Genomic DNA, 25483 nt, shown 5'->3' on the forward strand with positions numbered 1-25483 from the left:
TCTCCCCCACCGCCCCCAACCCCGCGTCGCCAAGGAGCACGAGGGCGCGTCCCAGGCCCCCGGCGGCTGTCAGGCAAGCGGGGACAGACGGCCGAAACCGGCTCCCGGCGGCGGGCCGCGCGGACCGCACCGGCGGGCAGGCGCGGTGTCCGTGCGGCAGGCGCGGGTCGCCGTCGGTGGTCAGCAGGTGCCGGAAGCCGGCAGGCCCGCGTGCGCGGCGAGTGGCGGCCGTTCTTGCATTGCACTGGTTACCAGGCGTGGGCTCCCACCGGCTGTGGCAGGGACAGCCGGCGAGGTGCCTGCCGGTTCCAGGGGAAGCCGTGGTGCAGGTCCAGTGCGGCCTCCTCGTCGGGGCCCGCCATGACGGCGACGGCGACGAGCACGCCGGGTTCGGGCTCCAGCTCCGCGAAGCGCCACTGCCTCGGGGCTTCGTCATCGGGCGGCCGGAAGGCGAGCACGCCCCGGTCCTTGGCGAGCGTGAACGCGAAGGAGTCGAAGGAGAGCCCGAGGCCGAGGCCCCGCGCCTTGGTGTAGGCCTCCTTCAGCGTCCACAGCCGCAGGACCCTGCGGTCGCGGGCCCGGCCCGGAGCGGCCTCGGCCACCCAGGCGATCTCCTCGGGCGCGAAGCTCTCCACGATGGCGTCGAAGCCCCGATCGCCGCGGTCGAGCCGTTCCACGTCGACGCCGATGCGATGGCGGCGCACCACGCCGAGCAGGTTGTACCCGTCGGTGTGCGACAGGTTGAAGTCCAGTTCCCGGCCGCCGCGCGGCAGCCCTTCGACGGGCTTCTGCAGAAACGGCCTGCCCCGCGAGGAGCGCCAGAGCACGGCCTCCGCCTCGGGGATGCCGCTCTCCAGGGCCAGGACCCGGCGGACGAGCGCGTGCGCGACCAGGTACTGGCGCTGGTCACGGTCGAACAGGAAGCGCCCGGCGGTCTCCTGTTCGTACTCGTCCAGCCAGTGCGTCGCGAGAACGCCGGCGATCGCCGGGGCGAGCGCGTCGTTGGGGCAGAACCACAGCTGGACGGGCGCCGCGGTGTGCGACACCCGCTCGGGCTGGTCCACCGGTGCGGGAGACGTCATGGGGCCGGCTCTCTCCCGGGGCCGAGGACGCCGCCCTCACATCGGATGCATGTGTCTTGCCTGTCCATGTCCGTCCGCCGTCTCAGTCCCGCCGGGGCAGCAGGGTGAGGGCCTGCTCCACGGTGACCCGGCCGTCGCGCACCGCGTCGAACAGCTCCTCCAGCGGCATCCGCCCGGCGTCCGGGGCGGGGCCCATGGGCCGCTGCGCGGTGATGTGGGAGGCCAGCGCCGTGAGGTTCGGGTGGTCGTACAGCACGGCGGAGCGCTCGTGCAGCCCGTACACGAGGTTGATGACGGAGACGAACTCCGCGCCCAGTTCGGTGTCCACGCCGAGGGCGGAGAAGGGCGCGGCGGTGTCGATGTCCCACGGGTCGCAGCACAGGATGCGGGCGATCTCCTCACGCAGGACGTCGAGGACGGGCGGTGCGGGCACGGTGGCGGGGAACACGGCCGCGGGCATCGCGGACGCGGCCGCGGGCGGCATCGCCGCGGTGGCCGCGGGGGACGGTGCGGGTGTCGCGCAGGCCGGTGTCAGCCCCGTCTCGCGCGCCACGTACCGGGCGAAGTCCAGCGGTGTGGGGTGGTCGATGAGCGCGGCGGGCTTGATCGCGGTGCCGTAGTACTCGTTGACGGTGGCCACGTACTCCACGGAGAGCAGCGAGTCGACCCCGCACGTGCGGAACGTCTGCTCGGGGTCGATCTTCCCGGGCGTGAGACGCAGTACGTCGGCGAGCATGCGCACGACCTGGGCGAGCACGTCGGCATCGGGGGCGGCGGGCGCTGTGGTGAGGGCGGTCTGTCGTTCACGGTGCATGGTGGAGCTCCAATACTCGTGAGTGTGGTGAGGGCGGTGCCCTCGTTGGCTGCGCTGTGCGGATGCGGCCCTCACACGGAGACCGCGCTGGTCACGCCGCTTCGGCCAGGTCGCCCAGTGCGTTGGTCGCGTGGGTGCGGTACCGGGCCGCCTCGTCCCGCGGTACGAGCACGGTGAGGAGCAGATCCCACGACGCGGCGAGCCGCTGGGCGAGTTCCTCGGGCGGCAGCGCCCTGGCCAGGGCGGCGAGCCCGCACACCATCGCCCACAGCAGCGTCGCCGCCCCCTCGCCCCGGCCGGCGGCCCGCAGTGCGCCCGCCTCGCCGGCCCGCCGGAGCAGCCGCAACACCTCGCGGTTCCACGCCTGGTAGAAGTCGGTGACCGGGGGTTCCCGGTCGGCGCACTCGTGGGTGATCCGCAGTCCGGCGCCGACCACCGGATCCTCGCGCAGCGCGCGGGACAGCCAGTGCGTCATGTCGATGAGTACCTGTACGGGCGGGGCGCCGGACTCCTCCTGCCGCAGCAGGAAGTCGACGAACCTCGCGCTGGATTCCTGTTGCACTGCGTCGGCGAGCATCTCCTTGGACGCGAAGTGGAAGTACAGCGCCCCTTTCGTCACGCCCGTGTCCGCCACGATCCGCCCCAGTGTGGCGCTGGCGTATCCGTGCTCGTTGAACAGGCGCGCACCCGCCTGGATCAGATTGCGCCGTGTCCGTTCCGATCTGGCCTGCATCACACGTTCCCCTCTCCCGGTTCCCAAGACCCATGCCCCCCCGGGTGCGGACGTCAGCCCACCCGGGTCAGCCGCTCGCGGTCGGCGGCGGCCGGCTGCGCGGTGCCGGGCTCGGGATGGGCCACCAGGATCGACTGCTGGAGTCGGCGCACACTGGCGGAGGGCTCAAGTCCCATTTCCCGTACGAGAGTTGCCCGCAGCCGCTGGTACACGTCGAGCGCCTCGCTGCGGCGTCCCGAGCGGTGCAGCGCGAGCATGAACTGGGCATGCAGGTTCTCGTGCGTGCGGTAGCGGCTGACCAGAACGGTCAGCTCGCCGAGCAGTTCCCGGTGCCGGCCGAGTCGCAGGTCGGCCTCGATGCGCTGGTCGAGCGCGCACAGACGGGTCTCCTCCAGACGCCTGGCCTGCATCTCCAGCTGCGGCCCCGCCTGCACGTCGGCGAGTGCGGAGTCGGTCCACAGCGCGAGGGCGTCGCCCAGCTCGCGGGCCGCGCGCGGGAAGTCGCCGGCGTCCATGGCCCGGTAGCCGAGTCCGGCGAGCCGTTCGAACTCGCGGACGTCGCTGGTGCCGCCGGAGGTGTGGAGCACATAGCCGCCCGGAGCGGTGGCGAGCACGTCCTTGGGCGTACGCGGCGGGTTGCCCTCCGGGTCCTTCTCCAGGGCCTTCGCGATCATCTCCCGCAGCTGCAGTATGTAGGTCTGCAGGGTGGTCCGCGCGCTGCGCGGCGGGCGGTCACCCCAGAGCTCGTCGATGAGCGAGGCGATGGGCACGACCTGGTCGGCGTGCAGCGCCAGCAGGGCCAGCACCTGCCGGGGCTTGGGCGCCCGCGGCGTCACCGAGACGTCGTTCTCCCTGATGGCCAACGTCCCCAGTACTTCGATGTCCACGCCGTTCCCCTCCTGGTGCATGAGTCATCAGTCGCCCAAGGCCGCGTCCAGAGCCAGTCTCGGTAAGTCGAGTAAAAAACAGCACGGGCGGTTCGTCAATAGAAAACCGACTCCGCTGTTTTATATCATCCACCGTCTCTGTACAGAAAATGAGGCGGAGTTAGATGGATAAAAGCGGATATAAGTGACGACTGCGGCAGGAAGGTTGGCGCACGCAGGCGCAAAACCACGTGCAAACCATTCCGTTCGGTCTTTAGTGCGGGTGGCTCGGAAGCCGAGCGGACCCTCCGGTCCGTCAGATGTCGCCGGGCCGCCGGGCCGCCTCCGCCAGCAGGCGCGCCAGGTCGCCCACCGCCTGGTCGCTGCCGGTGTCGGCCGTCAGCACGACCGTCGCGGGGCGGCACCCGTCCGCCGCGAGGAGGCGGGCCGTCTCGTAGGCGGCGACTCCCCCGCCCGAGAAGGCGACGAGCAGCAGCCGCTGCCCCGCATCGGCCAGCGAGCGCAGCACCTCGTGCCAGGCCCGGGGCCCCTTCGGCGTCAGCCGCAGCAGGACCACCGTCTCCGGCCCCACGTACTGCCGGGACAGCCGGGCGTACCAGGACCGGGGAACGCCCGGTGTCGGCACCAGACAGATGACGCCGCCCGTCCCCTGACGCAGGGTCAGGAAAGCGGGCCGGGCGGCCGCCGTGACCGACAGCTCGTCGAGGAGTTCGGCGATGGGCGTCGTCTCGTCGGCCTCGTAGGGCAGTTCACGCAGCAGGTCGGCGCAGTCGGCGAGCAGTCCGGTGCCGTCCGCGAGGCGGGCGCGGTCGTGGATCACGGACAGCACCAGGCCGCCGGCCTCGTCGCGGTGGGCGACGAGCGTGACCGGGAAGGCGTTCGCGGCGCCCGTCGTCTCGGGGAAGTCCATACGGATGCCGTGCGCGGCGAACGAGGGCTCGAGCCGCTGCAACGGGTCCAGACCGCTCTCGAAGACGAGCAGGCTCTCGGCGGTCCGCTCAGCCCCGTGCGGCCCGTTCGGCACCGTGCCGGTCCAGTCGTGGATCTGCCCGGCCGAGACCCACTCGTACGACGACAGGTCGACGGCCTGGTCGCGCAGGGCCGCCAGCAGGTCGGGCACGGTGGCGGTGGGGTCGACCTCGACCGAGACGGGCAGCGGGTTGCGCAGGGCACCGGGCAGGCGCTCCACGCCCTCCAGCGGGATGCCCCGCCCGGAGACCGCGACACTGAACCGCACCGGCATCGAGCCGTCCGCCCCGGCGGCCCGGTACAGCAGCAGCGCCCAGGCGGCCTGCAGCGCGCCGCTCTCCGTGGCGCCCCACCGGGCGGCCCACGCGTCGAGGCGGGCGGCCTCGGAGGAGGCGAGTCGCACGCGCGCGCGACCGGTACCCGTTCCCCGGGCGACGGGCGAGGCGGTGGCGTAGGCCGACACCGACGCCGCGGTCGTGGGCCGGGGCGCGGACCGCAGCCAGAAGTCCCGTGCGGGGGCGAGGTCCTGGGCCTCGATCCAGTGCGCGTAGTCGCGTACGTCGGGACGCCGGTCACCGCCCGGCAGGGTGCCGTCCGCCAGATAGGCACGGCAGAACTCCGCCACGAGCAGGCGCACGCTCCAGGTGTCGAGCAGCGCCAGGTGGTACGTGAGCAGCACCCGCGTGGTCTGCGGGGTCGTACCGCCGTCCCACGGACCGTCGAGCAGCGTGATCCGCAGCGGTCCCGGGGACCGCGGGTCGAGCCCGCGCCGCCGGTCGCTCACGAGGGCGTCGGGCCGGTCCGTACCCGTGTACGGCATCCGCACCACCTGCGGCACGACCCGGTCGTGGAGGGTGATCGCGGGGTCGGGACCGTGGTCGAAGGCGGCCCGCAGGACCGCTTCCCGGTCGAAGACGGACTGCCATGCCGCCGTGAACCGGGCGATGTCCAGCGGCCCGTGCCAGACCCAGCTGAGCTGCTCGATCTGCCGTCCGGTCCCGGGGTGCGCGTCGGCGTCGGCCAGGATTTCGCGCTGCAGCGGGCCGGCGGCGACGGTGCTCGTCGTGGCGGGCGAGGCGCCGGTGCTCCCGGCCAGCTCGTCCAGGACGTCCTTCAGGAGGGCCATGAGCCGGTCGGCGGACTCCTCGGTGACGCCGTCGCGGGCGGCGGGCAGCCAGTCGAGCCCGATGCGCAGCCGGCCGCCGCGTATGCGCGCGGCGGCGTCCAGTGCGTACGAGGCGGCGGTCCCCGGCGGCCGTTCGGCCGCGCGGACGTCCGCGTCCGGGGTGAAACGCACCAGGACCGGCACGGGTTCGCGCAGCGCGAGCCGGAGCGCCGGATCGGGGGCGTGTTCACGGCACGCGCCGAACGCGCCGCGCCCCACGTCGCCGAGGCTCGCGGCGACCCGGTCGACGAACTGACGCGCGTTCTCGTCGCGCCCGCCGTCCAGCAGCACGGGCTCGGTCTCGACCAGCGGTCCGACCGTCCGGGCGAGCGCCGGGCCGCCCTGGCGTCCGTCGACGCACACGTCGAAGGAGGCGCGCTCGGTGCCGCGCCACCGGATCAGGGCCAGCCCCATGGCCCCGGTGAGCAGTTGGGCCGGGGTGAGGCCGAAGCGGCGGGGCACGGCACCGGTCAGCCGCCGGGTGGCCGCACGGCCGAGGGCGAAGCCGGGGTGGCGGTGCGGGTCGACGTCCGGCAGCGGGGCGCGGGGGCGCAGTGCGCGGGTGGCGGCGCGGCCCTCGGCGACGGTGCGCCAGCGGTCGGTCTCCCGGGGGTCGGTGGCCACCGCGGGCAGCGCCGCGGCCCAGTCCGTGTACCGCACGTCCTCGGCCGCGAGTTCCTCCTCGGGCCGGGCCAGCGCGGCCCGCAGGTCGGCCATGAGGATGTCCAGCGCGACCTGGTCGGCGACGAGTTCGTGGGCCACCACCACGAGCCTGCGCCGCTTGCGCAGCAGCAGGGCGCACAGCGTGGTGCCGGTGGCGGGGTCCAGGCGGCGGGCCGCGGCGGCGACGGCCTCCTGCTCGCGGGCGCGCGGGACGTCGCAGAGGTCCGTGTGCTCGGCCGCGTACCCGAGCGGCACCGCGTGCATGCCGCCGCCCGCCGTGGTGTCGATCCGGGCGCCGAGCAGCGGGTGGGCCCTGGCCAGGGCGCGCAGGGCGGCGTCCACCGCGGCCGGGTCGAGCGGCTCGGCCGCGTTCAGCACCCGGAAGGGGTGGTGGCCCGGGGCGTCCTCGGCTCGCCGGACCCGGTCGAGCTGGGCCGGTGCGAGCGGGACGGCCGGCCGGTCGCGGGCGGTGAGCAGGTCCGCGACGAGGCCGGCCGGGAAGGCGTCGGGGCACTCGTGCGGGTCGCCCGGGGACGCGGGGGCCGTCCGCGGCTCGACGTGCAGCATGTGGTGGTCGGGCCCGAGCCGTTGCAGTGTGTGGCGCCAGGGCCGGCCGCCGGGGGTGCGCGTGGCGGCGTGGTCGAGCGCCGCCGCCACGCGGGCGCCGGCCAGCGGGCCCCGGATCTCCAGAACGGGCGGGACGTCGTAGGGGCGCCGTCCGGGGTCGACGACCACGGTCATCGACGCATCGGTGCGGCGTTCGGCGGTGGCACGGGCGTCGGTCATCGGCATCCCGGGGCGTCCCCTTCCCCTCCTACACAGCGAAACTCACGCAGCGAAACGCTTTCGCCCTGCTCAGCACGGTAGCGCTGCGTGCGCGAGGCGCCCGTTTCTTCCAGCGCCCCTGGAGCGCTCCCCCAACGGCTCTCAGCCGGACGGCCGGTCGGGTGCCCTGCCCGGGGTCAGTACGGGCCGATGAATCCGGCCATGACGTTCCGCATCTCCGGTACGACACCGTCGGTCAGGCCCAGGACCTCCAGGCAGGCCCGGGTGACGGTCTCCGCGCCGGGGTTGAACGCGTTCTCCAGAGGCGAGGAGACGGGCGAGGGGCAGTCCGGCGGCGTCACCCGGCGCACCGGCGCCTTCAGGGCGCCGGGCACGTTCTCCGCCACGACTGCGGCCACCTCGGCGGTGAAGCCGTAGCGTGCCCAGCTGGTGTCCGCCACGACGAGGTGCCCCGTCTTCGCGACGGACGCGCAGATCATGGCGTCGTCGAGCGGCCGGATGCTGCGGACGTCCACGACCTCGGCGCTGACGCCCTGGGCGGCGAGGACGTCAGCGGCACGTTCGGCCTCGTGCACCATGAGGGACGCGGCGACGATCGTCACGTCGTCGCCCGCGCGGACGATCCGGCCCTTGCCGAACGGCACGGCGACCGGCTCCCGTGGCACCTCGCCCTGGAGGCCGTACAGTCCGCGGTTCTCCAGGAGGACGACCGGTGTGTCGCCCTGAAGAGCCGTCACCAGCAGGCCCTTGGCGTCCGCCGGGCTGGCCGGGGTGGCGACGTGGAGGCCGGGGAAGTGCCCGAAGAGGGACTGCAGGCTCTGGGAATGGGTGGCGCCCTGTCCCCAGCCGCGGCCGACGACGCCACGGGTGACGACGGGCACGCCCCGCTTGTTGCCGTACATGTAGCGCCACTTGGCGGCCAGGTTGATGAGGGCGTCCATGGCCAGGAACATGAAGTCGTCACGGGTGTGGACGACCAGCGGGCGCAGGCCCATGGTGGCCGCGCCGACCGCGATGCCGGCGAAGGCGTTCTCCCCGTTGGGTATGTCGATCACTCTGGCCCTGCCGAAGCGGGCGAAGGCCTCACCGGTGGTGCCGTACACCCCTTTGTAGTCGTCGACGCTCTGGCCGGCCACGATGACGGCCGGATCGGCCTCCATGCACTGGACCGTGGCTTCGCTGATGGCCTGGCTGTAGGTGAGGGTCCTCATTTGCTGCGCTTCCTCCTTCGGAGCGTCGCCCGTCAGCCGGCGCACGTGCCGTGGTCGCCGTAGGTGCCGACGAGCAGGTCCTCGACGCGGGGATAGGGGGCGGTCTCGGCCGCCGCGATCGCGGCGTGCGCCTCCGCGCGGAACTCCCGCTCCCAGACGGCGATCCGCTCGTCCACGTCCGGGTCGGCGCCGCGCAGGGCATCGGCGGCCCGGCGGATGGGACAGCGTTCCATCCAGGACAACACCTCGGACCTGGAGCGGCCGCCGAGTTCGTGGTCCCAGCCGGGACCGACGTGCTCGCGCCAGCGGTAGGTGTCCAGTTCCAGGAGGTAGGGGCCGGTGCCCGAACGGCAGTGCTCGACGGCCGTCACGGCGGCGGCGTGGACCGCGGCGACGTCGTTGCCGTCGAGGCGGGCCGCCGGGATGCCGTAGCCACGGGCCCGCCCGCTGATGCTCGTGCCGGGGGGCTGGCGTGCGGCGAGCGGCGAGGAGAGCGAGTACTGGTTGTTCTCGCACACGTAGAGCACGGGGAGCCGGTGCAGCGCGGCGAAGTTCAGCGATTCGTGGAAGACGCCCTCCTCGGAGGCGCCGTCGCCGAAGAAGCTGACCGCCACTCTGGGCGCCTCCTCGCGGGCGAAGGCCCAGGCCGCTCCGGTGGCCACGGAGATCATCTCGCCGAGGATCGCGGAGGAGGCGCCGAATCCGGCGGACTCGTCGACGAGGTGCGCCGAGCCGCCGCGTCCTGCGGCACAGCCGGTCTCCCTGCCGTACAGCTCCGCCACCATGGCGCCGAGATCACCTCCCTTGGCGAAGTAGTGGGCGTGGCAGCGGTGGCCGCTGTAGACGACGTCCTCGGTGCGCAGTGCGGCGCACACGCCGACGGCCGCGGCCTCCTGCCCGATCGATAAGTGGACGGGGGTGCGCATCTGCTGTTCGTCGCGGTAGACGTCGCCGATCACTTCTTCGATGCACCGGATGCGGACCATGCTGCGCAGCAACTGCCGGTTTTCCACGGGGTGTTCCTCACTTTCGGGTGTCCTGCTGGGGCGCGGCCGCCGGCCGCTCACGCCTCCCCGGTCTCGGTGCGCCTGCGCTCATGGGCTTCGGGCCGGGCGCAGACGGGCTCGGTGGCGATGCCGGGCAGCAGCAGCTCCCAGAACCCGGCGATCCGCCGCTCGGCGAGCCACTGCGGATCGACCCCGGCGAGCACCTCGAGGCCCACGGTCACCGCCACGATCGCCGCCGCGGCATCGTCCGACGAGACGCCGGGAGCCAGCTGGCCTTCCGCCTTGGCCCGGTGCAGCGTCTGTTCGACCCACTCGTGCCAGATGCGCAGCATCCGGGCCTCGGGGCCCAGGGCGCGCTGGGAGCTGAGCTCGAAACCGGCCCGGACGACGATGTCGTCCAGGAGGCTGCCCACCAGCCCGTATGTCGCGTCGACGAGTGTCTGCAGCGCGCTCGCCCGGCCGCCGTGCACGGGCTGGACGAGTCTGCGGACCGCGTCGGCGGCCTGGTCCTCGACCGCCCGGGCGAGCGCCTTCTTGTTCTCGAAGTGGAAGTGCAGCGCCCCGTTGCTGACACCGGCCCGTTTGCTGATCGTCGCGAGCGACGACGGGACGTACCCCTCTTCCGTGAACACCGCGGCGGCGGCGTGGATCAACGACCTTCTCGTGCGCACCGCACGTTCCTGCATGGCCATTCAAGTTCTCCTGCGGCCGACGACTGACGAGGCGGCCTGGCCGCTGTGGTGATGCGTGCGGGGGTGTGGGTCATTGGGGCGGGTTGCCGTGCTTGCGGGACGGCAGGTCTGCGTGCTTCGCGCGCAGCATGGCCAGGGAACGGATCAGCACCTCGCGGGTGGCGGCGGGGTCGATCACGTCGTCGACCAGGCCGCGCTCGGCCGCGTAGTAGGGGTGCATCAGCTCGGCCTTGTACTCCTTGACCAGCCTCGCCCGCATGTCCTCGGGATCCTCGGCCTCGGCGATCCGGCGCCGGAAGATGACGTTGGCGGCACCCTCGGCGCCCATCACGGCGATCTCGTTCGTCGGCCAGGCATAGGTCAGGTCGGCGCCGATGGACTGGGAATCCATGACGATGTACGCGCCGCCGTAGGCCTTGCGCAGTACGAGGCTGATGCGCGGGACGGTGGCGTTGCAGTACGCGTACAGCAGCTTCGCGCCGTGCCGGATGATGCCGCGGTGTTCCTGGTCGACGCCCGGCAGGAAGCCGGGCACGTCCAGCAGCGTGACCAGGGGGATGTTGAAGGCGTCGCACATCTGCACGAAGCGGGCGGCCTTCTCGGAGGCCTCGATGTCCAGCACGCCGGCCAGCGTCTGCGGCTGGCTGGCGACGATCCCGACCACCTCGCCGTCGAGACGTGCCAGCGCGCACACGATGTTGCCGGCCCAGCGCTCGTGCACTTCCAGGTACTCGCCGTCGTCGACGAGCACCTCGATCACCCGGCGCATGTCGTAGGGCCGGCTGCCGTCCACCGGCACCAGGTCCAGCAGCTCGTCGCAGCGGCGGTCGGCCGGGTCCGTGCCGGGCACGGCAGGCGGGTGCTCACGGTTGTGGGAGGGCAGCAGCGACAGCAGGTAGCGCACCTCGGCGATGCAGGTCTCCTCGTCGTCGTACGCGAAATGCGCGACCCCCGAGGTCTCCGCCTGCACATCGGCGCCGCCGAGCCCGTTGTGGGTGATCTCCTCACCCGTCACCGCCTTGACCACGTCCGGCCCGGTGATGAACATCTGCGAGGTCCCCCGGACCATGAACACGAAATCGGTGAGGGCCGGGCTGTAGGCGGCGCCACCCGCGCACGGCCCGAGTATCACGCTGATCTGCGGGATCACTCCGGAGGCGAGGGTGTTGCGGCGGAAGATCCCGCCGTACCCGGCGAGCGCGGTCACGCCCTCCTGGATACGGGCGCCCGCGCCGTCGTTGAGCGACACCAGTGGCGCGCCGGCCGCGATGGCCATGTCCATGATCTTGTGGATCTTGGCCGCGTGGGTCTCGCCCAGCGCGCCGCCGTAGATCCGGAAGTCGTGCGCGTAGACGAAGACGGTCCGGCCGTCCACCGTCCCCCAGCCGGTGACCACTCCGTCCGTGTACGGCCGGTTGTTCTCCAGGCCGAAGCCGGTCGCCCGGTGCCGGCTCAACAGACCGATTTCCTGGAACGATCCCTCGTCGAGCAGCAGCGCGATCCGCTCGCGCGCGGTCAGCTTTCCTCTGGCGTGCTGGGCCGCGGTCGCCGCCTGGCCCGGGCCTTCCGACGCCTTCGCGCGTCGGTCCCTGAGTTCCGCCACCCGAGACCGGGCATCGGTGGACGTTCCGGCCCACGCCCGCTCCACCATCGACACGCCAGTTCCTTCCGTCCATCCGTACGAGTGCGCGGATACCAGCCTCGGAGCCTAGCAAACCGTCCGTGCGGTTTAAAGCGTCGGCGGGGCACCGCTGCACGTCCGGGGCGCGCCGGCCGCCCGGGGGAAGTTCAGCGCCAGCTGCGCGGCGCCCGGTACACCCGGCCCGTGGCCCAGCCGGTCCGCAGAGCGCTCTCCCGGCGCTCGGGCCGGTGGTCGGCGAGGCCCGCCAGCAGCGACAGCAAGGTCACGGTGACCGCAGCGAGCTCCTCGCTGGTGGCCTGCCCCCGCTCCACGCGCAGCACGGCCCGCGGGTCCCCGGGACCTCCGTCCATGGCGGCCTCCTCACCTTTTCGACCACGCTGGTGCCAGGAGATCGAGAACGGCTCGGGTACCGCTCAAGAAGGCGGCGGGGCGAGGAACGCCCTGCACGGCCCGGCCGGTACCCCCTGCACCGACGAACACGCATACGATCACCGGGGACACGCCGGGCGCGGGCAGGACCGGCGCGGCAGCAGCGCGAGGGGGAACGACGTGGGTGCTCTGGCAGGCAAGACGGCCCTGGTCACGGGGGCGGGACGGGGCATAGGCCGGGGCATCGCCCGCCGCCTGGCGGCGGACGGCGCGCTGGTCGCTGTCCACTACCGGGCCGACGAGACCGCGGCGCGCGAGACCGTCGCGATGATCACGGAGAACGGCGGTCGCGCCGTCGTCGTGCAGGCCCCGCTCGGCGTGCCCGACGACGCACGGCACCTGTACGAGCGATTCGACGCGGCGCTGAAGGAGCAGGGGGCGGAACCGGTCCTCGACGTCCTGGTCAACAACGCGGGCACCAACACGCGGGGGTCCGTGTCCGACGTGACGCCGCCGGACTTCGACGAGTTGATGGCCCTGCACGCCAAGGCACCGCTCTTCCTCGTCCAGCACGCACTGGGGCGACTGCGCGACGGCGGACGGATCGTCAACATCAGTTCCGCCGCGACCAGGGTGGCCCTTCCCGAGTCCATCGCCTACTGCATGGCGAAGGCGGCCGTCGAGGCCATGACCCGCGCCCTGGCCAAGGACCTGGGCCGGCGCGGCATCACGGTGAACGCCGTGGCGCCCGGCTTCGTGAAGACGGACATGAACGCCCGGCGCTGGGCCACGCCCGAAGGCGAGGCCGCACACGCGGCCCTCTCGGTCTTCCGGCGCATGGGAGAGACCGCCGACATCGCCGACATCGTGGCCTTCCTCGCCTCGGACGACTCCCGGTGGATCACCGGACAGTGCCTGGACGCCTCGGGCGGCGGGGGCCTTTAGGGCCTGTCCGGCGGTTCAGCCCGCCAGTGGAACCAGCCCGTCCTGCTCCGCCGCCATCGCCTTCAGCTCGGCGACGACCCGGGCCCCCCGGTCCGGGGCGGTGTCCAGCCGCACCAGCGCGGAGGGCACCGCGATGGCCGGAAGGACATGCCGGAACAGCACGGAGGCGCGCTGCTCGATGTCCGCCCAGTTCGACTGCAACTGGGAGAAGAGCTGGACGCCGTGGAACGAGCCGAGAAGGCACTCGGCGGTCTCGGTCGGCTCGACATGGCCCAAGACCTCCCCGTTCCGCTTCGCCTGATCCAGCAGCGAGGCCGAGAAGGCGATCCAGGCGGGGAAGGCGCTGCCGTGCTGCTCGTCCCCGGTGTACTCCGCCGAGAGCCGGGCACCGGCGCGCAGCACGGGGTCCCGCGGCAACTGGTGCGCCAGCGTCATGCCCGCGTCCACCCACTCCTGGAGCTTCAGTTCCTGCGGAATGAGCTGCTGCGGCACCTGGGCCTCCAGGATGCCCTGCGCGAGGGCTTCCTTGGAGGGGAAGTGGAAGTACAGGGCGCCCTTGGTCAGGCCGGCCAACTTGAGTATGTCCGCCACGGTCGCAGCGGCGTACCCGTGCTCGGCGAACACCGTGGCCGCCGCTTCCAGAACCGCCCGGCGGGTCCGGACTGCCCGTTCCTGCTGTGCCACGGAACGCCTCCTACGTACCTGTTGGTTCAACTGGCCCCACCCGAGAGTGGAGCAAAAAGAAACCGCCTGCGACGAATCTTACAGGTCTGTGAGCCAGCCCCCTATACCGGAAGTAAGGGGAAAGCTCAGCGTCCGCTGTGCATCGCCCCTGAGAAGGGGCGCGACAAACAGCACGGACTGCGTGATTCCGTATATTGCCCGACAGCCGGGGCCCCGGAAACCTTCCCGTCAGGTGTCAGTGAAGGTTGGCGGGATCCTGCTCCGGCTCCGTGGGCGCAGGGTCCCACACCGTGCCGGCGGCAGCCTCCGCGTCGAGGGTGTGCAGCAGCTGCTCGTCGATCGCGTCGAGGGAGCGCACCACGTGACGCACTCCCGCCCGGCGCATCGCCTCTTCCTGGAAGCCCTGCGCGAAAGGGCTCGGATGTCCGATGAAGGCCGTGCCCGACGAGCGCGCGGCCTCGGCGACCCGGGCCACGTCGTCGATGAACAGCGCCTGGTCGGGACGGACCCCGACGATGTCCTGGGTGATCTCCCGGATGCCCGGCCGGAAATCGTCGGTGCACACATAGCCCGGGGCGTCGAAGTACGCGGCGAGGCCGGCCAGGTGCCGGTCGAAGTGTGTCCGGTCGAGCCCTCCGTAACAGACCACCGCCACGTCCAGGTCCCGGATCCGGGCAAGGAGCCGCTGCGCGCCGTCGAGGACCCGGACCGGGTGGTCCCGGAGGTAGGCCTCCCGCTCCGCGAAGTACGCCTCCAGCAGTTCCTCGGGGCTTCCCCCCAGGCCCGCGGCCGCGGCGGCCGCCGCGGCGGCCCTCTGCGGCTGGGAGAACAGGGCCCGTTCCAGTTCGGCGGTGTAGCGGCCTCCTCGGCCGACCACGAAGCGGTGGATGACCGGACTGAACGTGTCGTTGAGGAGCACCCCGTCGATGTTCACCGCGACCAGGCGCAGATGACGTGCCGTCATGCCGCGGCTCCGGGCTCCAGTACGACCGGCAGCGCGACGTGCCCGCTGGAGATGAAGGACTCGCGCACCGCCAGTTCCGCCTCCGGCACGGCCGACGCCATCCGGGGATAGCGTGCGAACAGCGCCTCGAGGGCGATCGAGGCCTCCAGCCGGGCCAGCGGCCGGCCGATGCAGTGGTGGACGCCGTAGCCGAAGGGGACGTGGTCCCGGCGGCTGGGACGGGCCACGTCGAACTGGTCGGCGTCCGCGCCGTGTCGGTGCGGACAGCGTCCGGCGGCGGCCAGGGACACCAGGATGGGGTCGCCCCGGGGGATCGTGACGCCGCCGACCTCGATGTCCTCGACAGCGAAACGGAACGGGACGTTGGCGGCGACGGGCTGGTAGCGCAGCGTCTCGTCGATGACACTGTCCCAGGTGGCCTCGCCCCTGAGGACCAGCTCCAGCTGGGCGGGGTGGGTGATCAGCGCGTGCACGGCCTGGTCGATGAGATTGACGGTGGTCTCGGTGCCCGCGCCGATGAGCAGCAGCAGGGTGTCGACGAGCTCCTTCTCGCTCAGCCCCTCTCCCCCGTCCTCGTCCCGCACGGCGATCAGTTCGCTGGTGAGGTCGGCCCCGGGGGCTCTGCGCTTGGCGGCGACCAGTTCCGTCAGCAGTGCGTACAGCGCGTACTGGTTGGCCTGGGCCTCCTCGGGCGCGGCTGTCGTCTTGAACAGCACATCGACCATGCGCTGCAGATCGGCGTGGAGGTCCTCCGACAGCCCCAGCATCTCGCCCATGACGAGCACCGGAAGGGGGTGTGCGAACTCCTTCCGCAGGTCGACGGCCTCACCGGGGGCCACCGCGGCCAGGCCGTCCAGCAGTCGCGCGGTGATGCTCTCCACCCGCGGCCGCAGGTCGGCGGTGCGGCGCGCGGTGAACGCGCCGGCCACGAGACGGCGCAGCCGGGCGTGCTCCTCCCCGTACGCCGTCAGCATGTTGCGCACCGACACCCACATGGACATCTGCCATGACTCGTCCACCTCTCCGCCCACCCAGGCCGGCCAGTGCTGGTAGGCGTCCTTCGAGGCGCGCGGGTCGGTCAGCAGCTGCTTGATCAGGTCGAGGTCCGTCACCGCCCACGCCGCGACGCCTCCCGGCAGGACCACCCGTACGACCGGGCCCCGCTCCCGCAGCCGTGCCGCTTCCCCTGGGAGATCGCGGCCGGTCGAATCGATGACGTAGGGCGATTCCTGACGAAGCATCACTGTCTCCTGTGGGTGGTCCATCGGGCCGACGATCAACCGCCAGCCCCCGGATACTAAACCGGGTGGCTGGTTTTTAACAACGGTTGATAAGGTCCGTTTTCAGGGGGTCGCGCACGAGTGGCCTGGAACGGAAGCGTCGTTCTCCGCCTCGACCACGCCACGGACGGACGGCTGATCGGGAGTGCTTCGGGTCTCACCCATTGAAAATCAAACCGGAGAGTACGTATCTTTGGCCCACGCTTTCGTTCACCTCCTGCGGGGAGAGGTCCATGAATGTGCATGCAGTCCACAAGCAACACAGCAGCAAGGTCCGGACGAGCTGTGACACACAGCCGTCACTCAGCGACACTGCCTGGTTGGCCCCACTGACCACCACAGTGCCGCGGGAGTACGTCCACCGGGCCTCACTGGCCGAGGTCTTTCTGACCAGTTGCACCAGGATCCACGAGTCAAGGTTCGTCCTCACCGGACAGTGGCCGCGCGCACACACCTTCTTCCTCAGCGCCGACGGCCGGCGGCACGACCCGATGCAGATAGCGGAAACGATGCGGCAGGTCGGCCTGCACCTCGCGCACGCGGAGTTCGATGTGCCGCTGGGCCATCACTTCGTCATGTGGGACATGTCCTTCGTCAGCCACGTCGAACACCTGGGCGTCGGGAGGACCCCCAGCGATCTCGTCCTGGAAGCCACCTGCGTCGACGTCGTACGCAGGGGAAACCGGCTCGTCGAATTCCGCCTGGTGATCACCATCGAGCGTGACGGTCACCTCGTCGCGAACGGCGGCGGACGCTTCACGTGCATCTCGGACGCGACGTACCGGCGGCTGCGCGGCTCCGCTCCCGCCACCGACCCCTCCCCCTACCAGCCCGTCCCCCTCGCTCCGTCCGACTTCGGCAGGACGCTGCGCAGGGACGTGGTGCTCGCGCCGACCGGGACGCCCGGCCGCTGGCGGCTCAACGCGGATACGAGCCACCCCATCCTCTTCGACCACGACGGCGACCACGTGCCCGGGATGGTCCTTCTCGAAGCGGCCCGGCAGGCCGCCTGCGCCCTGCTCCCGCCGGGCTCCACGCTGATCCCGGCCACGGTCTCCACCGAGTTCCAGCGGTATGCGGAGTTCACCAGCCCGTGCTGGATCGAGGCGTCCGCCCTGGCGGATACGGGGTCGGGAACGTTTCATGCCCGGATCACCGGACGGCAGGACGACAACGAGGTCTTCACGGCCCGGATCTCGGGCCCCGTCGTCCACGACTGAGCCCGTCTGCCGGCATTGACGTCCCGTCAGCGGGTGGGACGGTTCCGGAGCCGGACGAGCACCCGGAGAAGGTGGTGGAGGCCGGGCTGGAGCAGAACCGCCGACCCGGCCTCCCGAACCAGCCGTCGCGCGCCGTTCCGGCTTCGCTCACTCGCCGGTGCGCATGCCGGCGTCCGGGGCGGTGTCGACGGAGTCCGCCGGTGAACAAGGTGTCCGGGGGGAAGGGCCGGAGGCGACGGGGGGGGGCGCCCCCGGCCCTGGTGTGTGGGTGGGTCAGAGCGGGGCCGGTGTGGACAGGTGCATCAGCGCCTGGGCGGCCAGGCGGTAGCCGTAGGATCCGAGGCCGACCACGACACCGCTCGCCAGCGGGGCGATCACCGACTCGTGCCGGAACTGTTCGCGGGCCCATACGTTGCTGAGGTGCACCTCGATCCACGGCGGCGGGTAGCTCGCGAGCGCGTCGCGCAGACTCCAGCCTGCGATCATCAGGGCACCGGGATTGACGATGGCACCGACGGTGGTGTCGCTGTACCGGTGAATGGCGCCGACGAGATCCCCTTCCGAGTCGTGCTGGACGGACCGTACGTCCCAGCCCCGGACGCTCACCTCCTCGGCGACCGCCGCCTCGATGTCGGCAAGCGTGTCGGTGCCGTAGATCTCCGGCTCCCGTCGCCCCAGAATGCCCAGATTGGGACCGTTCAAGAGAAGCACGACACTCAAGATGGCCACCTAGGTATTCACATTCCCCGCGAACTGCGGGGCACTTCCATGCTGTCGCCTCACTTCGCGGTGCGCCACTCCCAGAGCTGATAGTTCAAAAGGCTTGCGGACCTGTACCTTTTCCGCGCAGCCGGCCATGGCCACTCAAGGGCCGCTCGGGCACCGGTCGAGGCCCCCCACACACCGCGTCGGCCCGCCCCGCCGCCGTAACACCCCCGCCCTACCCTGGTCCGCGCACGGGCCCCCACTCGGACGGCACGAATCCCATGACTGGAGATGTGATGCTCGATTCTCCGTTTCGCTTGCGGCTGCCCCCCTTCTTCTCCGTCGTGTCTCTCTGCCAGAACAACTCCTGCGAGACCGCCCGCCTTTCCGAGTCCTCTTCTTCCGCCTGGTCCCGCGGTGATCTCGAAGAAGGCATTCGCCTGGCAAAGGCCGCCGGTCGAACGGAACCCGAAGACACCGGAAATTGCAAGGGTTTGGCAAAGATCTGGCACGCCGCACTGCTGATCCGGATCCGCGATCTCTCCTCCGCGGCGCGGGTGCTGGCCGAGGTGGACGAGCTGACGGCGGCACGGCCCGAGGCCGGCGGCGGCCTCCTGGCGGCCTCGCTGCTCTGTGCGGCGGATCTCGCGTTCGCCCAGGGGGATGTCGCCACCGCCGTCGATCTCACGGGCAAGGGCGTCGACCAGGCGCAGCGCACCGGCCTGCACCGCCTGTTGCCCGATGCGCACACCGTGATGGCGCTGAGCGCCCTGCGGCAGGGCAACATGAGCGTGAGCACGGAGTTCGCCAATCAGCTGCGGGACTGGGCGCTGCTCGGCCAGACGGCCCACAGGCCGAGTCAGTGTGCCTGGGCCGCGGCCCAGCTCCTCGAGGTGCAGGGCGGCGCGACGAGCGCGGCCCAGCTCATCGTGGGCATCGTCACCGACGACCAGCTGCTCCTGGAGCTGTTGGCGTCCCAGCCCGCCGCTGCCGCCTGGCTCGTCAGGGCCACCCGGCAGCTGGGCGACCAGGCCCTCGCCCAGCGGGTGGTCTCGGTGGCCTGCGCGCTCGCGGCGCGCAACCGCGGGCTCCGTTCCGTGGCGGCGGCGGCGATGCACGCCGCGGGCCTCCTGGAGCGGAATCCGGAAAGGATCCTCGCCGCGGCCGCCTCGCATCTGGACCCGTGGGCCACCGCGTCCGCCTGTGAGGACGCCGGAAAGCTCTTCGCCGTACGGCCCGCCGAGCGCGAACGGGCGGTCAAGGCCCTCGAATCGGCGGCGGACGCCTACACGAATGCCGCGGCTCCGCGTGATGCCCGCAGGGTGGTGAGCCGGCTGCGCTCGCTCGGAGTGCGGCGGGGCCGCTATCCGCAGTACGTCGGCCAGGACGGCATGACCACGAGCGAGCTCACCAAGACGGAGGCGGCCGTGGCCGAGCTGGTGAGCCAGGGGTTCACCAACTCCCAGGTCGGAGAGCGTCTGTTCATCTCCGGTCACACCGTGGCCTTCCACCTGAAGAAGATCTTCCGGAAGATGAACGTGGCCTCGCGGGTGGAACTGACACGGGCGTGGAGCCAGGTGCCGAGCACGGCCACCGGGAGTGCGAAGGCCCGCTGAGGACCACCGGATCCGCCGGCCTGTCCGTCACACCGAGGCGGGCGGAGCGGGCGCCAGGTCGCGCGCCCTCGGGCCGGCCAGGCCCATCTCCGCCTCGGCGTTCTCGTCGATCCGGGCCATGGCGACACGGAGAACCGGCGGTGCCATCAGCGAGGTCACGATCGCGACGAGGATGATGACGGTGTACGTCTCGGCGCCGAGGACCCCGAGTTGCAGGCCCACCGTCGCCACGACGACCTCGATCACCCCGCGGGAGTTCATGCCGGCTCCGAGCGCGAGGGCCTCCCAGCGGCCGAGGCCGCTCAGCTTCGCGCCGGCGAAGGCACCCACGAACTTGCCGAGGATCGCCACGGCGAGCACCGCGCAGGCCGTGGCCAGGACGGTGGGCCTGACCAGCGCGGACAGGTCCATCCGGACGCCGGCCGTGGCGAAGAAGACCGGCGCGAGGAAGGCGAGGACCGTCGTCCGCAGCGGAGCCAGTTTCTCCCGGTCCAGCTCGCCGCTCGTGCCGATCAGTACGCCGCACACGAACGCGCCGAAGACCGCCTCCAGGCGCATCGCCTGTGTCGCCGCCGCGCCGAGCAGCACGATCAGCGTCGCCACCGCGACCGTGGCCGCCGGCGACGAGGAGCGGCCCGCCGCGCGCAGCGCCGCCTTCACCAGGGGTCGGCCCACCAGCCAGGCGGCGAGCACGACGCCCACGGGGTAGAGCAGGGACGTGGCGATCGTCCGGGTGCTCAGCCCGGCCGTCGCCATCGCCGACACGATGGAGAGCAGGAACCAGCCGAAGACGTCGTCGATCACGCCGGCGGCCAGGGTCAGCTGCCCGACGTCGCGGTGCAGCAGGTCCATGTCAATGAGGGTCTTGGCGATCACCGGGATCGCGGTGACGCACATGGCCACACCGAGGAACAGCGAGAAGACCGTCGGGCTCGTGTCGCCCGGCATGAGCGAGGAGGGCAGCAGGTAGCCCACGCCGATGCCGAGCCCCAGGGGCAGCAGCAGACCGCACAGGCTCACCCGGACCGCGGTGAGCCGGCGCCGCCTGACGAGGTCGAACTTCAGCTCCATGCCGGTGACGCCGACGAGCAGGATGACACCCACCTGCCCGACCGCGTCGAGCAGATGCATCTGGCCCGGGTCCTTCGGCAGCAGCCAGTGGGCGAGACCGGGCCATGCGTGGCTGAGGACCGAGGGGCCGACGATCACGCCGGCGAGCAGCTCACCGACGATCGCGGGCATCTTGAACCGCGCGGCCAACTGCCCGAGCGCCAGGGCCAGAAGAAGCAGCACCGCCAGCTGGAGAAGGAACACCAGCAGCGAGTGATGGGGAATGGTCGGTACGGGCGCGGAGCTCAACTCGGTCACCTCATCACCTCAGATACGGGCTTCGTGACGCGTGTCCGCGTCCCGGCGGGCCAGGCGGTCCGCGAGGAGTCCGCTCACGCGTGCGCTCTGGTCGGCGAGGAAGAAGTGGCCTCCCGGGAACACCTGGAGCTCCGTCAGGCCGGTGGTGTGCTCTTCCCAGGCCGCCGCCTCGTCGATCGAGACCCGGGGGTCGCTGTCTCCGGTGAGCACCGTCACCGGGCACGTGAGCTTCTGGCCGGGTGTGTAGCGGTACTTCTCCGCGGCGCGGTAGTCGCTGCGGATCGCCGGCATGATCGTTTCCAGGATTTCCGGGTCGTCGAGCAGCGCCGCGTGGGAGCCTCCCAGCTTGCGCACCTCGGCCACGAGCTGCTCGTCCGACCCCAGGTGGAGCCGTTCGTCGCGGTCGCGGGACGGGGCTCGCCGGCCGGAGGCGAAGAGCCGTACGGGCGCGGGGAGGCCGGCGTCCTGCATCCGCAGCGCAACCTCGTAGGCGAGCCCGGCGCCCATGCTGTGTCCGAACAGCGCCAGGGGCCGGTCGTCCAGGTGGCGTATCACCTCGAAGATCCGGTCGGCCAGCTCGGGAACGCTGTCGATGTTCGGCTCATGGCGCCGGTCCTGCCGTCCCGGGTACTGCACCGCCAGTACGTCCACCGCGGGCGTGAGCGCCCTGGACAGCGGAAAGTAGAAGCTCGCGGACCCGCCGGCGTGCGGCAGGCACACGAGGCGGACCCCGCTGTCCGGCGCGGGGTGGAACCGGCGGATCCAGGTTCCGCATTGCTCCGGTGCTTTAGGCACGGCCAGAAAATCCTTTCAGGAAGCCGATCCCGCGCATTGCATGGTTTTACAAAGGGTAGGAACGGTGTCGTCAGCCCGGTATCCCTCGACCTGATAGGGCTCCCATTTCAGAACTCGACTCTGAAGGCGCGGACTTGAATTTCGCTGGAGTGGCGCCATCAGTTTCGCTGGCGCGGCGACCTCGATTTCGTACGCCTCGGGCATCATGACCGACGGCCTGCCGTTCACCCCGTAGGAGGCGATCACCGTGAAGATAGTCGCGGACACCGACAAGTGTGTCGGCGCGGGTCAGTGCGTGCGCATCGCGCCGGAGCTGTTCGACCAGGGCGAGGACGACGGCGTGGTCGTCGTACTGGACGCCGAGCCCGAGGACGAACTCCGGTCGGCGGCCGGCGAGGCCGTCGACCTGTGTCCGGCCCAGGCGCTCTCCCTCGCCGGCTGACAGGGCGCTCCCGTCGCGCATGCGGGCCCACGCCACTGTGGCGTGGGCTCAGAGGGGGCGGTGGGCGACGATCCGGGCGTGGTGCGGGTCGGTCTTGCCCGCCTCGACCAGCGTCCCGAGCGCCTCGTCCAGGAACTCCTCCACCCGGTCGCCGAGGACCTCAGCCTGGGAGGCGAACCAGGTCCGCCGGAACCGCGTGCGCATCTCGGCCAGTTCCCCGGGGGTCAGGGCCGTGCCCTTCTTCCTGCTGAACGGGGGCGGGAGTCCGGGCTCGTAGTGGGTGAGTTCGAGCCCGGCGTCCTTGAGCAGGTCGGCCACGTCGTCGGCCGGGTAGTCGCGCATCGCCGGAGGCACTTCGGCGAACAGGTCCTTCCACCGCGGGCTGTCCGCGATCCGGCGCAGGATCCAGGCGTCCAGGAATTCCGGCCGGAATTCCCCTCGATCGCGGCTTGACCGTCGGTCGAGGACACGTTCCTTGCCCATGTCCGCGACTTGCACGGCAGTTCCACACAGTAGGACAGGCGCGGTTGGCCAGGCATCCCCCGATCTGATAGGCCGCCGCGCACGGGGATCCGCCGCGAACAACGGGGTGCTAATCTCGCCGAATACCCAGGGGTTCAGGGGTCGTTTTTCCGTACGCCTCTTTCCGCGCCCTTTTCCATGCCATATGCCGGGGCCCTCGCCGTTTTCCGACACCTTGCGAGTAGGGATGACGATGTCCGCCATGCGCCCGCACGACCTGCACGAGTCCCCCACGGACACGGATGTGGCCATTGTCGGCAACGGGCCGATCGGCGCCGCCCTGTCGGTGCTGCTCGCCCAGCGCGGCCTGCGGGTGACCGTCCTCGAGCGCCGCCCCAGGCCGTATCTGCTGCCGCGGGCGACCAGCTTCGACGGGGAGACCGCCCGGCTGCTCGCGGCCACCGGGATCGCGGACCGGTTCGGCCGCATCACGGAACCGGCCACCGGCTACCAGTGGCGTACCGCGGCGGGAGAGACGCTGCTGGACATCGCCTTCTCCCCCACGGGGAGGTACGGCTGGCCGGACGCCAACACCATGCACCAGCCCGCCCTGGAGGAACTGCTCGCGGCCCGGGCGGCGTCGCTGCCCGGCATCACGCTGCTGCGCGGGCACCGGGTCGTGGACCTCACCGAGCACGACGAGCGGGTGACACTGACCGTCGAGACCGACGACGCAGCGCCCCGTACCGTCGTCGCACGCTGGGTCGTCGGCTGCGACGGGGCCAACAGCTTCGTGCGCGAGCACCTCGGCGTCCCCATGACCGATCTCGGGTTCTCCTACGAGTGGCTGCTGTGCGACGTCGAGTTGCACGAGCCGCGCGAGTTCACCCCCACCAACGTCCAGATCTGCGACCCCGCGCGGCCCACGACGCTGGTGGGCAGCGGCCCGGGGCACCGCCGCTGGGAGTTCATGCGGCTGCCGGGCGAGAGCAGCGCTGAGCTGAACAAGGAGGAGACGGCCTGGCGCCTGCTCAAGCCGTTCGGTGTCACCCCGGACACCGCCACGCTGCTGCGCAGCACCACCTATATATTCCGGGCCGCTTGGGCCGACCAGTGGCGCACGGGCCGGGTGCTGCTCGCCGGTGACGCGGCGCATCTGATGCCGCCCTTCGCCGGGCAGGGCATGTGCTCCGGGATCCGGGACGCGGCCAATCTGGCGTGGAAGCTGGATCTGACGCTGCGTGGCCTGGCCGATGCCTCCGTCCTCGACACCTATGCCGAGGAACGCCGGCAGCACGTGAAGGAGTCGATCCTCTCTTCGGTGCAGTTGGGCCGCGTGATCTGCGTGACGGACCCGGCGGCCGCCGCGGAGCGCGACGCCACGGTCCTCGCGGGCCGGCGCGGTCGTACCGGGCCGGGGGAACCGGAGCCGGCGAAGCCGCTGTCGGCCGGGCTGCTGCGCCGGCCGTCCGCGAACCCGGCGGGGCCCGAGGCCGGTACGGTGGTGCCGCAGGGGCGAGTGAGCGCGCAGGGCGGCACGGGCCTGTTCGACGAGGTCGTGGGCCGTGGCTTCGTCCTGCTCACCACGGACGATCCGCGCCCCGCGCTCGGCGAGGACCGGTGGTCCTTCCTCTCCGCTCTCGACACCCAGGTGGTGCGCCTGTTGCCGTCCGGGGCGGTGGGGGACGGGCAGCAGGGCCTGACCGACGTGATCGATGTGGACGGCTTCTACCGGGCGTACCTGGCCGAGCACCGTGCGACCGCGGTGCTCATCCGGCCGGACTACCACGTCTTCGGCGCGGCGAACGGCCCCGAGGACACCGCCGCGCTGGTGGACGACCTGCGCGACCGCCTGGTGGCGGCCGTGCCCGCCGGGCAACCGCGCCCGGCGCACTGACCGCTCAGGGCCGGATCAGACGAGCCAGCGCCACCGCACCCCGCAGCGAGGACAACCCGCCCAGCAAAGCCGGTCGCACAGCGAGCTCAGGCTGCCCGGGACGGGACAACTCCGCGAGCTGTACGGACAGTCGACAACCTGCGCGACCGCCTGGTGGCGGCCGTGCCCGGCGCACTGACCGCTCAGGGCCGGATCAGACGAGCCAGCGCGACCGCACCCCGCAGCGAGGACAACCCGCCCAGCGAAGCCGGTCGCACAGCGAGCTCAGGCTGCCCGGGACGGGACAATTCCGCGAGTTGTGCGGACACCAGGGTGTCGAGGCCCGGGATGCCGCTCGCGAAGCCGCCTCCGAGCAGCAGGAGTTGCGGATGGACCAGTTCCTGGACGCTGACCGCGGCGGCGGCCAGGGCGCGGCAGGTGCGCCGCAGCGCGGTGACCGCCCAGGGCTGCCCGTCGCACCAGGCCCGGCGCAGCGCGTCGAAGGTGACCTCGCTCCCCCGCAGCCGGGCCGCGTGGCGCAGCGTGGCCGGGCCCGAGGCGATCGCCTGAAGGCAGCCCCGGCGTCCGCACACGCACCGCGGGCCGTCCAGCTCGACGACCGTGTGTCCGATCTCGAAGGAACCGCGGCCCAGGCCCGGGCACAGTTCGCCGCGCAGGACGAGGCCGCCGCCGATGCCCGTGCCGACCCCCAGGTAGAGGAGGTCCGCGCAGCCGGCGGCCTGTGCCTCGGCGAGGGCGCCGAGGTCGCCGTCGTCCGCCCAGGCGACGGCGGCGCCCGGGAACAGGGCGCGCAGTGCCGCGCCCAGGTCCGTGCCGGCCCATTCGGGCCGGCTCGGCCAGGCGGCGATCCGCTCGTCGGGTCCGACGGTCGCCGGCATCGCGACGCCCACTGACCTCAGGGGCGCTGCCAGCCTCGTGCGCAACTCGCCTACATGCTCCGCCAGTTGGGCGAGGTCACGGTCGGCGCTGTGCCGCGGCTGCCAGGCGAAGACGGTCTCGTCCACGCACTGCGCACCGGCTTCCACCCGCAACGCGACCTTGGTGCCCCCGATGTCGACACCGAGGTGATGTGCCCTCTCCATGCG

General features: G+C 71.8%; 23 protein-coding genes. 5 read left to right on the plus strand and 18 right to left on the minus strand.

Annotated elements, in window-relative coordinates:
• Positions 1 to 248: 248 nt before the first annotated feature.
• The 10 genes from AQI88_RS40140 to AQI88_RS40185 all read right to left on the minus strand — a co-directional run bounded on the left by AQI88_RS40140 (position 249) and on the right by AQI88_RS40185 (position 12001).
• The gene (locus AQI88_RS40140; RefSeq protein WP_067010347.1) at positions 249 to 1082 is read right to left on the minus strand and encodes a 4'-phosphopantetheinyl transferase family protein; all 834 of its coding nucleotides are present in this window, start codon (positions 1080 to 1082) and stop codon (positions 249 to 251) included.
• A gap of 82 nt (positions 1083 to 1164) precedes the next feature.
• Entirely contained in the window at positions 1165 to 1896 is a 732-nt protein-coding gene (locus AQI88_RS40145) for an acyl carrier protein (RefSeq protein WP_067010350.1), read from the minus strand.
• A gap of 91 nt (positions 1897 to 1987) precedes the next feature.
• Positions 1988 to 2629 carry a ScbR family autoregulator-binding transcription factor gene (locus tag AQI88_RS40150; protein ID WP_067010353.1) on the minus strand — a complete coding sequence of 214 codons (642 nt, stop codon included), beginning with the start codon at positions 2627 to 2629 and terminating at the stop codon, positions 1988 to 1990.
• 53 nt (positions 2630 to 2682) lie between these two features.
• The gene (locus AQI88_RS40155; RefSeq protein ID WP_067010426.1) at positions 2683 to 3516 is read right to left on the minus strand and encodes an AfsR/SARP family transcriptional regulator; all 834 of its coding nucleotides are present in this window, start codon (positions 3514 to 3516) and stop codon (positions 2683 to 2685) included.
• A gap of 295 nt (positions 3517 to 3811) precedes the next feature.
• Complete coding sequence (locus AQI88_RS40160) at positions 3812 to 7099, minus strand: condensation domain-containing protein (RefSeq protein ID WP_159050527.1); 3288 nt, start codon at positions 7097 to 7099, stop codon at positions 3812 to 3814.
• 176 nt (positions 7100 to 7275) lie between these two features.
• Entirely contained in the window at positions 7276 to 8310 is a 1035-nt protein-coding gene (locus AQI88_RS40165; RefSeq protein ID WP_067010370.1) for an alpha-ketoacid dehydrogenase subunit beta, read from the minus strand.
• A 32-nt stretch (positions 8311 to 8342) separates the two neighbouring features.
• Positions 8343 to 9323, minus strand: coding sequence for a thiamine pyrophosphate-dependent dehydrogenase E1 component subunit alpha (locus AQI88_RS40170; RefSeq protein ID WP_244184585.1), 981 nt, complete (start codon positions 9321 to 9323; stop codon positions 8343 to 8345).
• 50 nt (positions 9324 to 9373) lie between these two features.
• Positions 9374 to 10009, minus strand: coding sequence for a ScbR family autoregulator-binding transcription factor (locus AQI88_RS40175; protein ID WP_067010375.1), 636 nt, complete (start codon positions 10007 to 10009; stop codon positions 9374 to 9376).
• 70 nt (positions 10010 to 10079) lie between these two features.
• A complete protein-coding gene (locus tag AQI88_RS40180; RefSeq protein WP_398698731.1) occupies positions 10080 to 11660 on the minus strand; it encodes an acyl-CoA carboxylase subunit beta in 1581 nt (526 codons plus the stop codon).
• A gap of 137 nt (positions 11661 to 11797) precedes the next feature.
• A complete protein-coding gene (locus AQI88_RS40185; protein WP_067010382.1) occupies positions 11798 to 12001 on the minus strand; it encodes an acyl-CoA carboxylase subunit epsilon in 204 nt (67 codons plus the stop codon).
• Between the two features lie 199 nt (positions 12002 to 12200).
• On the opposite strand from AQI88_RS40185, the gene AQI88_RS40190 reads away from it, so the two are divergent.
• On the plus strand, positions 12201 to 12965 hold the full coding sequence (locus tag AQI88_RS40190; RefSeq protein ID WP_067010385.1) for an SDR family oxidoreductase: 765 nt from the start codon (positions 12201 to 12203) through the stop codon (positions 12963 to 12965).
• Positions 12966 to 12980: 15 nt separating this feature from the next.
• On the opposite strand, the gene AQI88_RS40195 is transcribed toward AQI88_RS40190, so the two are convergent.
• The 3 genes from AQI88_RS40195 to AQI88_RS40205 form a co-directional block, all read right to left on the minus strand.
• The gene (locus tag AQI88_RS40195) at positions 12981 to 13649 is read right to left on the minus strand and encodes a ScbR family autoregulator-binding transcription factor (RefSeq protein ID WP_067010388.1); all 669 of its coding nucleotides are present in this window, start codon (positions 13647 to 13649) and stop codon (positions 12981 to 12983) included.
• A 235-nt stretch (positions 13650 to 13884) separates the two neighbouring features.
• Positions 13885 to 14613, minus strand: a complete 729-nt coding sequence (locus AQI88_RS40200) for an HAD family hydrolase (protein ID WP_067010391.1) — start codon at positions 14611 to 14613, stop codon at positions 13885 to 13887.
• A complete protein-coding gene (locus AQI88_RS40205) occupies positions 14610 to 15854 on the minus strand; it encodes a cytochrome P450 family protein (protein ID WP_067010394.1) in 1245 nt (414 codons plus the stop codon). The genes AQI88_RS40200 and AQI88_RS40205 overlap by 4 nt, the downstream gene beginning before the upstream one ends.
• Positions 15855 to 16213: 359 nt before the next feature.
• Between AQI88_RS40205 and AQI88_RS40210 the strand changes: the two genes are divergently transcribed.
• Positions 16214 to 17113, plus strand: a complete 900-nt coding sequence (locus AQI88_RS40210; RefSeq protein ID WP_067010433.1) for a ScbA/BarX family gamma-butyrolactone biosynthesis protein — start codon at positions 16214 to 16216, stop codon at positions 17111 to 17113.
• Between the two features lie 273 nt (positions 17114 to 17386).
• Here AQI88_RS40210 and AQI88_RS40215 read toward each other — a convergent pair whose 3' ends face one another.
• Positions 17387 to 17833 carry a type II 3-dehydroquinate dehydratase gene (locus AQI88_RS40215; RefSeq protein ID WP_067010436.1) on the minus strand — a complete coding sequence of 149 codons (447 nt, stop codon included), beginning with the start codon at positions 17831 to 17833 and terminating at the stop codon, positions 17387 to 17389.
• Positions 17834 to 18312: 479 nt separating this feature from the next.
• Between AQI88_RS40215 and AQI88_RS40220 the strand changes: the two genes are divergently transcribed.
• Positions 18313 to 19434 carry a helix-turn-helix transcriptional regulator gene (locus AQI88_RS40220; RefSeq protein ID WP_079058135.1) on the plus strand — a complete coding sequence of 374 codons (1122 nt, stop codon included), beginning with the start codon at positions 18313 to 18315 and terminating at the stop codon, positions 19432 to 19434.
• 27 nt (positions 19435 to 19461) lie between these two features.
• Here AQI88_RS40220 and AQI88_RS40225 read toward each other — a convergent pair whose 3' ends face one another.
• Both AQI88_RS40225 and AQI88_RS40230 read right to left on the minus strand, forming a co-directional pair.
• Positions 19462 to 20802, minus strand: a complete 1341-nt coding sequence (locus AQI88_RS40225) for a cation:proton antiporter (RefSeq protein WP_079058136.1) — start codon at positions 20800 to 20802, stop codon at positions 19462 to 19464.
• Positions 20803 to 20811: 9 nt separating this feature from the next.
• A complete protein-coding gene (locus AQI88_RS40230) occupies positions 20812 to 21597 on the minus strand; it encodes a thioesterase II family protein (protein WP_244184587.1) in 786 nt (261 codons plus the stop codon).
• A gap of 247 nt (positions 21598 to 21844) precedes the next feature.
• Here AQI88_RS40230 and AQI88_RS40235 point away from each other — a divergent pair, with 247 nt between their 5' ends.
• Complete coding sequence (locus AQI88_RS40235) at positions 21845 to 22039, plus strand: ferredoxin (protein WP_067010397.1); 195 nt, start codon at positions 21845 to 21847, stop codon at positions 22037 to 22039.
• A gap of 48 nt (positions 22040 to 22087) precedes the next feature.
• Here AQI88_RS40235 and AQI88_RS40240 read toward each other — a convergent pair whose 3' ends face one another.
• Complete coding sequence (locus AQI88_RS40240) at positions 22088 to 22522, minus strand: hypothetical protein (protein ID WP_067010400.1); 435 nt, start codon at positions 22520 to 22522, stop codon at positions 22088 to 22090.
• Positions 22523 to 22763: 241 nt separating this feature from the next.
• On the opposite strand from AQI88_RS40240, the gene mhpA reads away from it, so the two are divergent.
• Positions 22764 to 24398, plus strand: a complete 1635-nt coding sequence (gene mhpA, locus AQI88_RS40245) for a bifunctional 3-(3-hydroxy-phenyl)propionate/3-hydroxycinnamic acid hydroxylase MhpA (RefSeq protein ID WP_067010448.1) — start codon at positions 22764 to 22766, stop codon at positions 24396 to 24398.
• A gap of 182 nt (positions 24399 to 24580) precedes the next feature.
• Here mhpA and AQI88_RS40250 read toward each other — a convergent pair whose 3' ends face one another.
• Positions 24581 to 25480 carry an ROK family protein gene (locus tag AQI88_RS40250; RefSeq protein ID WP_067010403.1) on the minus strand — a complete coding sequence of 300 codons (900 nt, stop codon included), beginning with the start codon at positions 25478 to 25480 and terminating at the stop codon, positions 24581 to 24583.
• Positions 25481 to 25483: the final 3 nt, after the last annotated feature.

Origin of the sequence: Streptomyces cellostaticus, from assembly GCF_001513965.1 — a bacterium.
GTDB lineage: Bacteria > Actinomycetota > Actinomycetes > Streptomycetales > Streptomycetaceae > Streptomyces > Streptomyces cellostaticus.

Coding starts and splice junctions, on each gene's coding strand:
- AQI88_RS40140 (WP_067010347.1), bottom strand. CDS start 1,082: ATGACGTCTCCCGCACCGGTGGACCAGCCCGAGCGGGTGTCGCACACC.
- AQI88_RS40145 (WP_067010350.1), bottom strand. CDS start 1,896: ATGCACCGTGAACGACAGACCGCCCTCACCACAGCGCCCGCCGCCCCC.
- AQI88_RS40150 (WP_067010353.1), bottom strand. CDS start 2,629: ATGCAGGCCAGATCGGAACGGACACGGCGCAATCTGATCCAGGCGGGT.
- AQI88_RS40160 (WP_159050527.1), bottom strand. CDS start 7,099: ATGACCGACGCCCGTGCCACCGCCGAACGCCGCACCGATGCGTCGATG.
- AQI88_RS40165 (WP_067010370.1), bottom strand. CDS start 8,310: ATGAGGACCCTCACCTACAGCCAGGCCATCAGCGAAGCCACGGTCCAG.
- AQI88_RS40175 (WP_067010375.1), bottom strand. CDS start 10,009: ATGGCCATGCAGGAACGTGCGGTGCGCACGAGAAGGTCGTTGATCCAC.
- AQI88_RS40180 (WP_398698731.1), bottom strand. CDS start 11,660: ATGGTGGAGCGGGCGTGGGCCGGAACGTCCACCGATGCCCGGTCTCGG.
- AQI88_RS40185 (WP_067010382.1), bottom strand. CDS start 12,001: ATGGACGGAGGTCCCGGGGACCCGCGGGCCGTGCTGCGCGTGGAGCGG.
- AQI88_RS40200 (WP_067010391.1), bottom strand. CDS start 14,613: ATGACGGCACGTCATCTGCGCCTGGTCGCGGTGAACATCGACGGGGTG.
- AQI88_RS40205 (WP_067010394.1), bottom strand. CDS start 15,854: ATGCTTCGTCAGGAATCGCCCTACGTCATCGATTCGACCGGCCGCGAT.
- AQI88_RS40240 (WP_067010400.1), bottom strand. CDS start 22,522: ATGGGCAAGGAACGTGTCCTCGACCGACGGTCAAGCCGCGATCGAGGG.
- mhpA (WP_067010448.1), top strand. CDS start 22,764: ATGCGCCCGCACGACCTGCACGAGTCCCCCACGGACACGGATGTGGCC.
- AQI88_RS40250 (WP_067010403.1), bottom strand. CDS start 25,480: ATGGAGAGGGCACATCACCTCGGTGTCGACATCGGGGGCACCAAGGTC.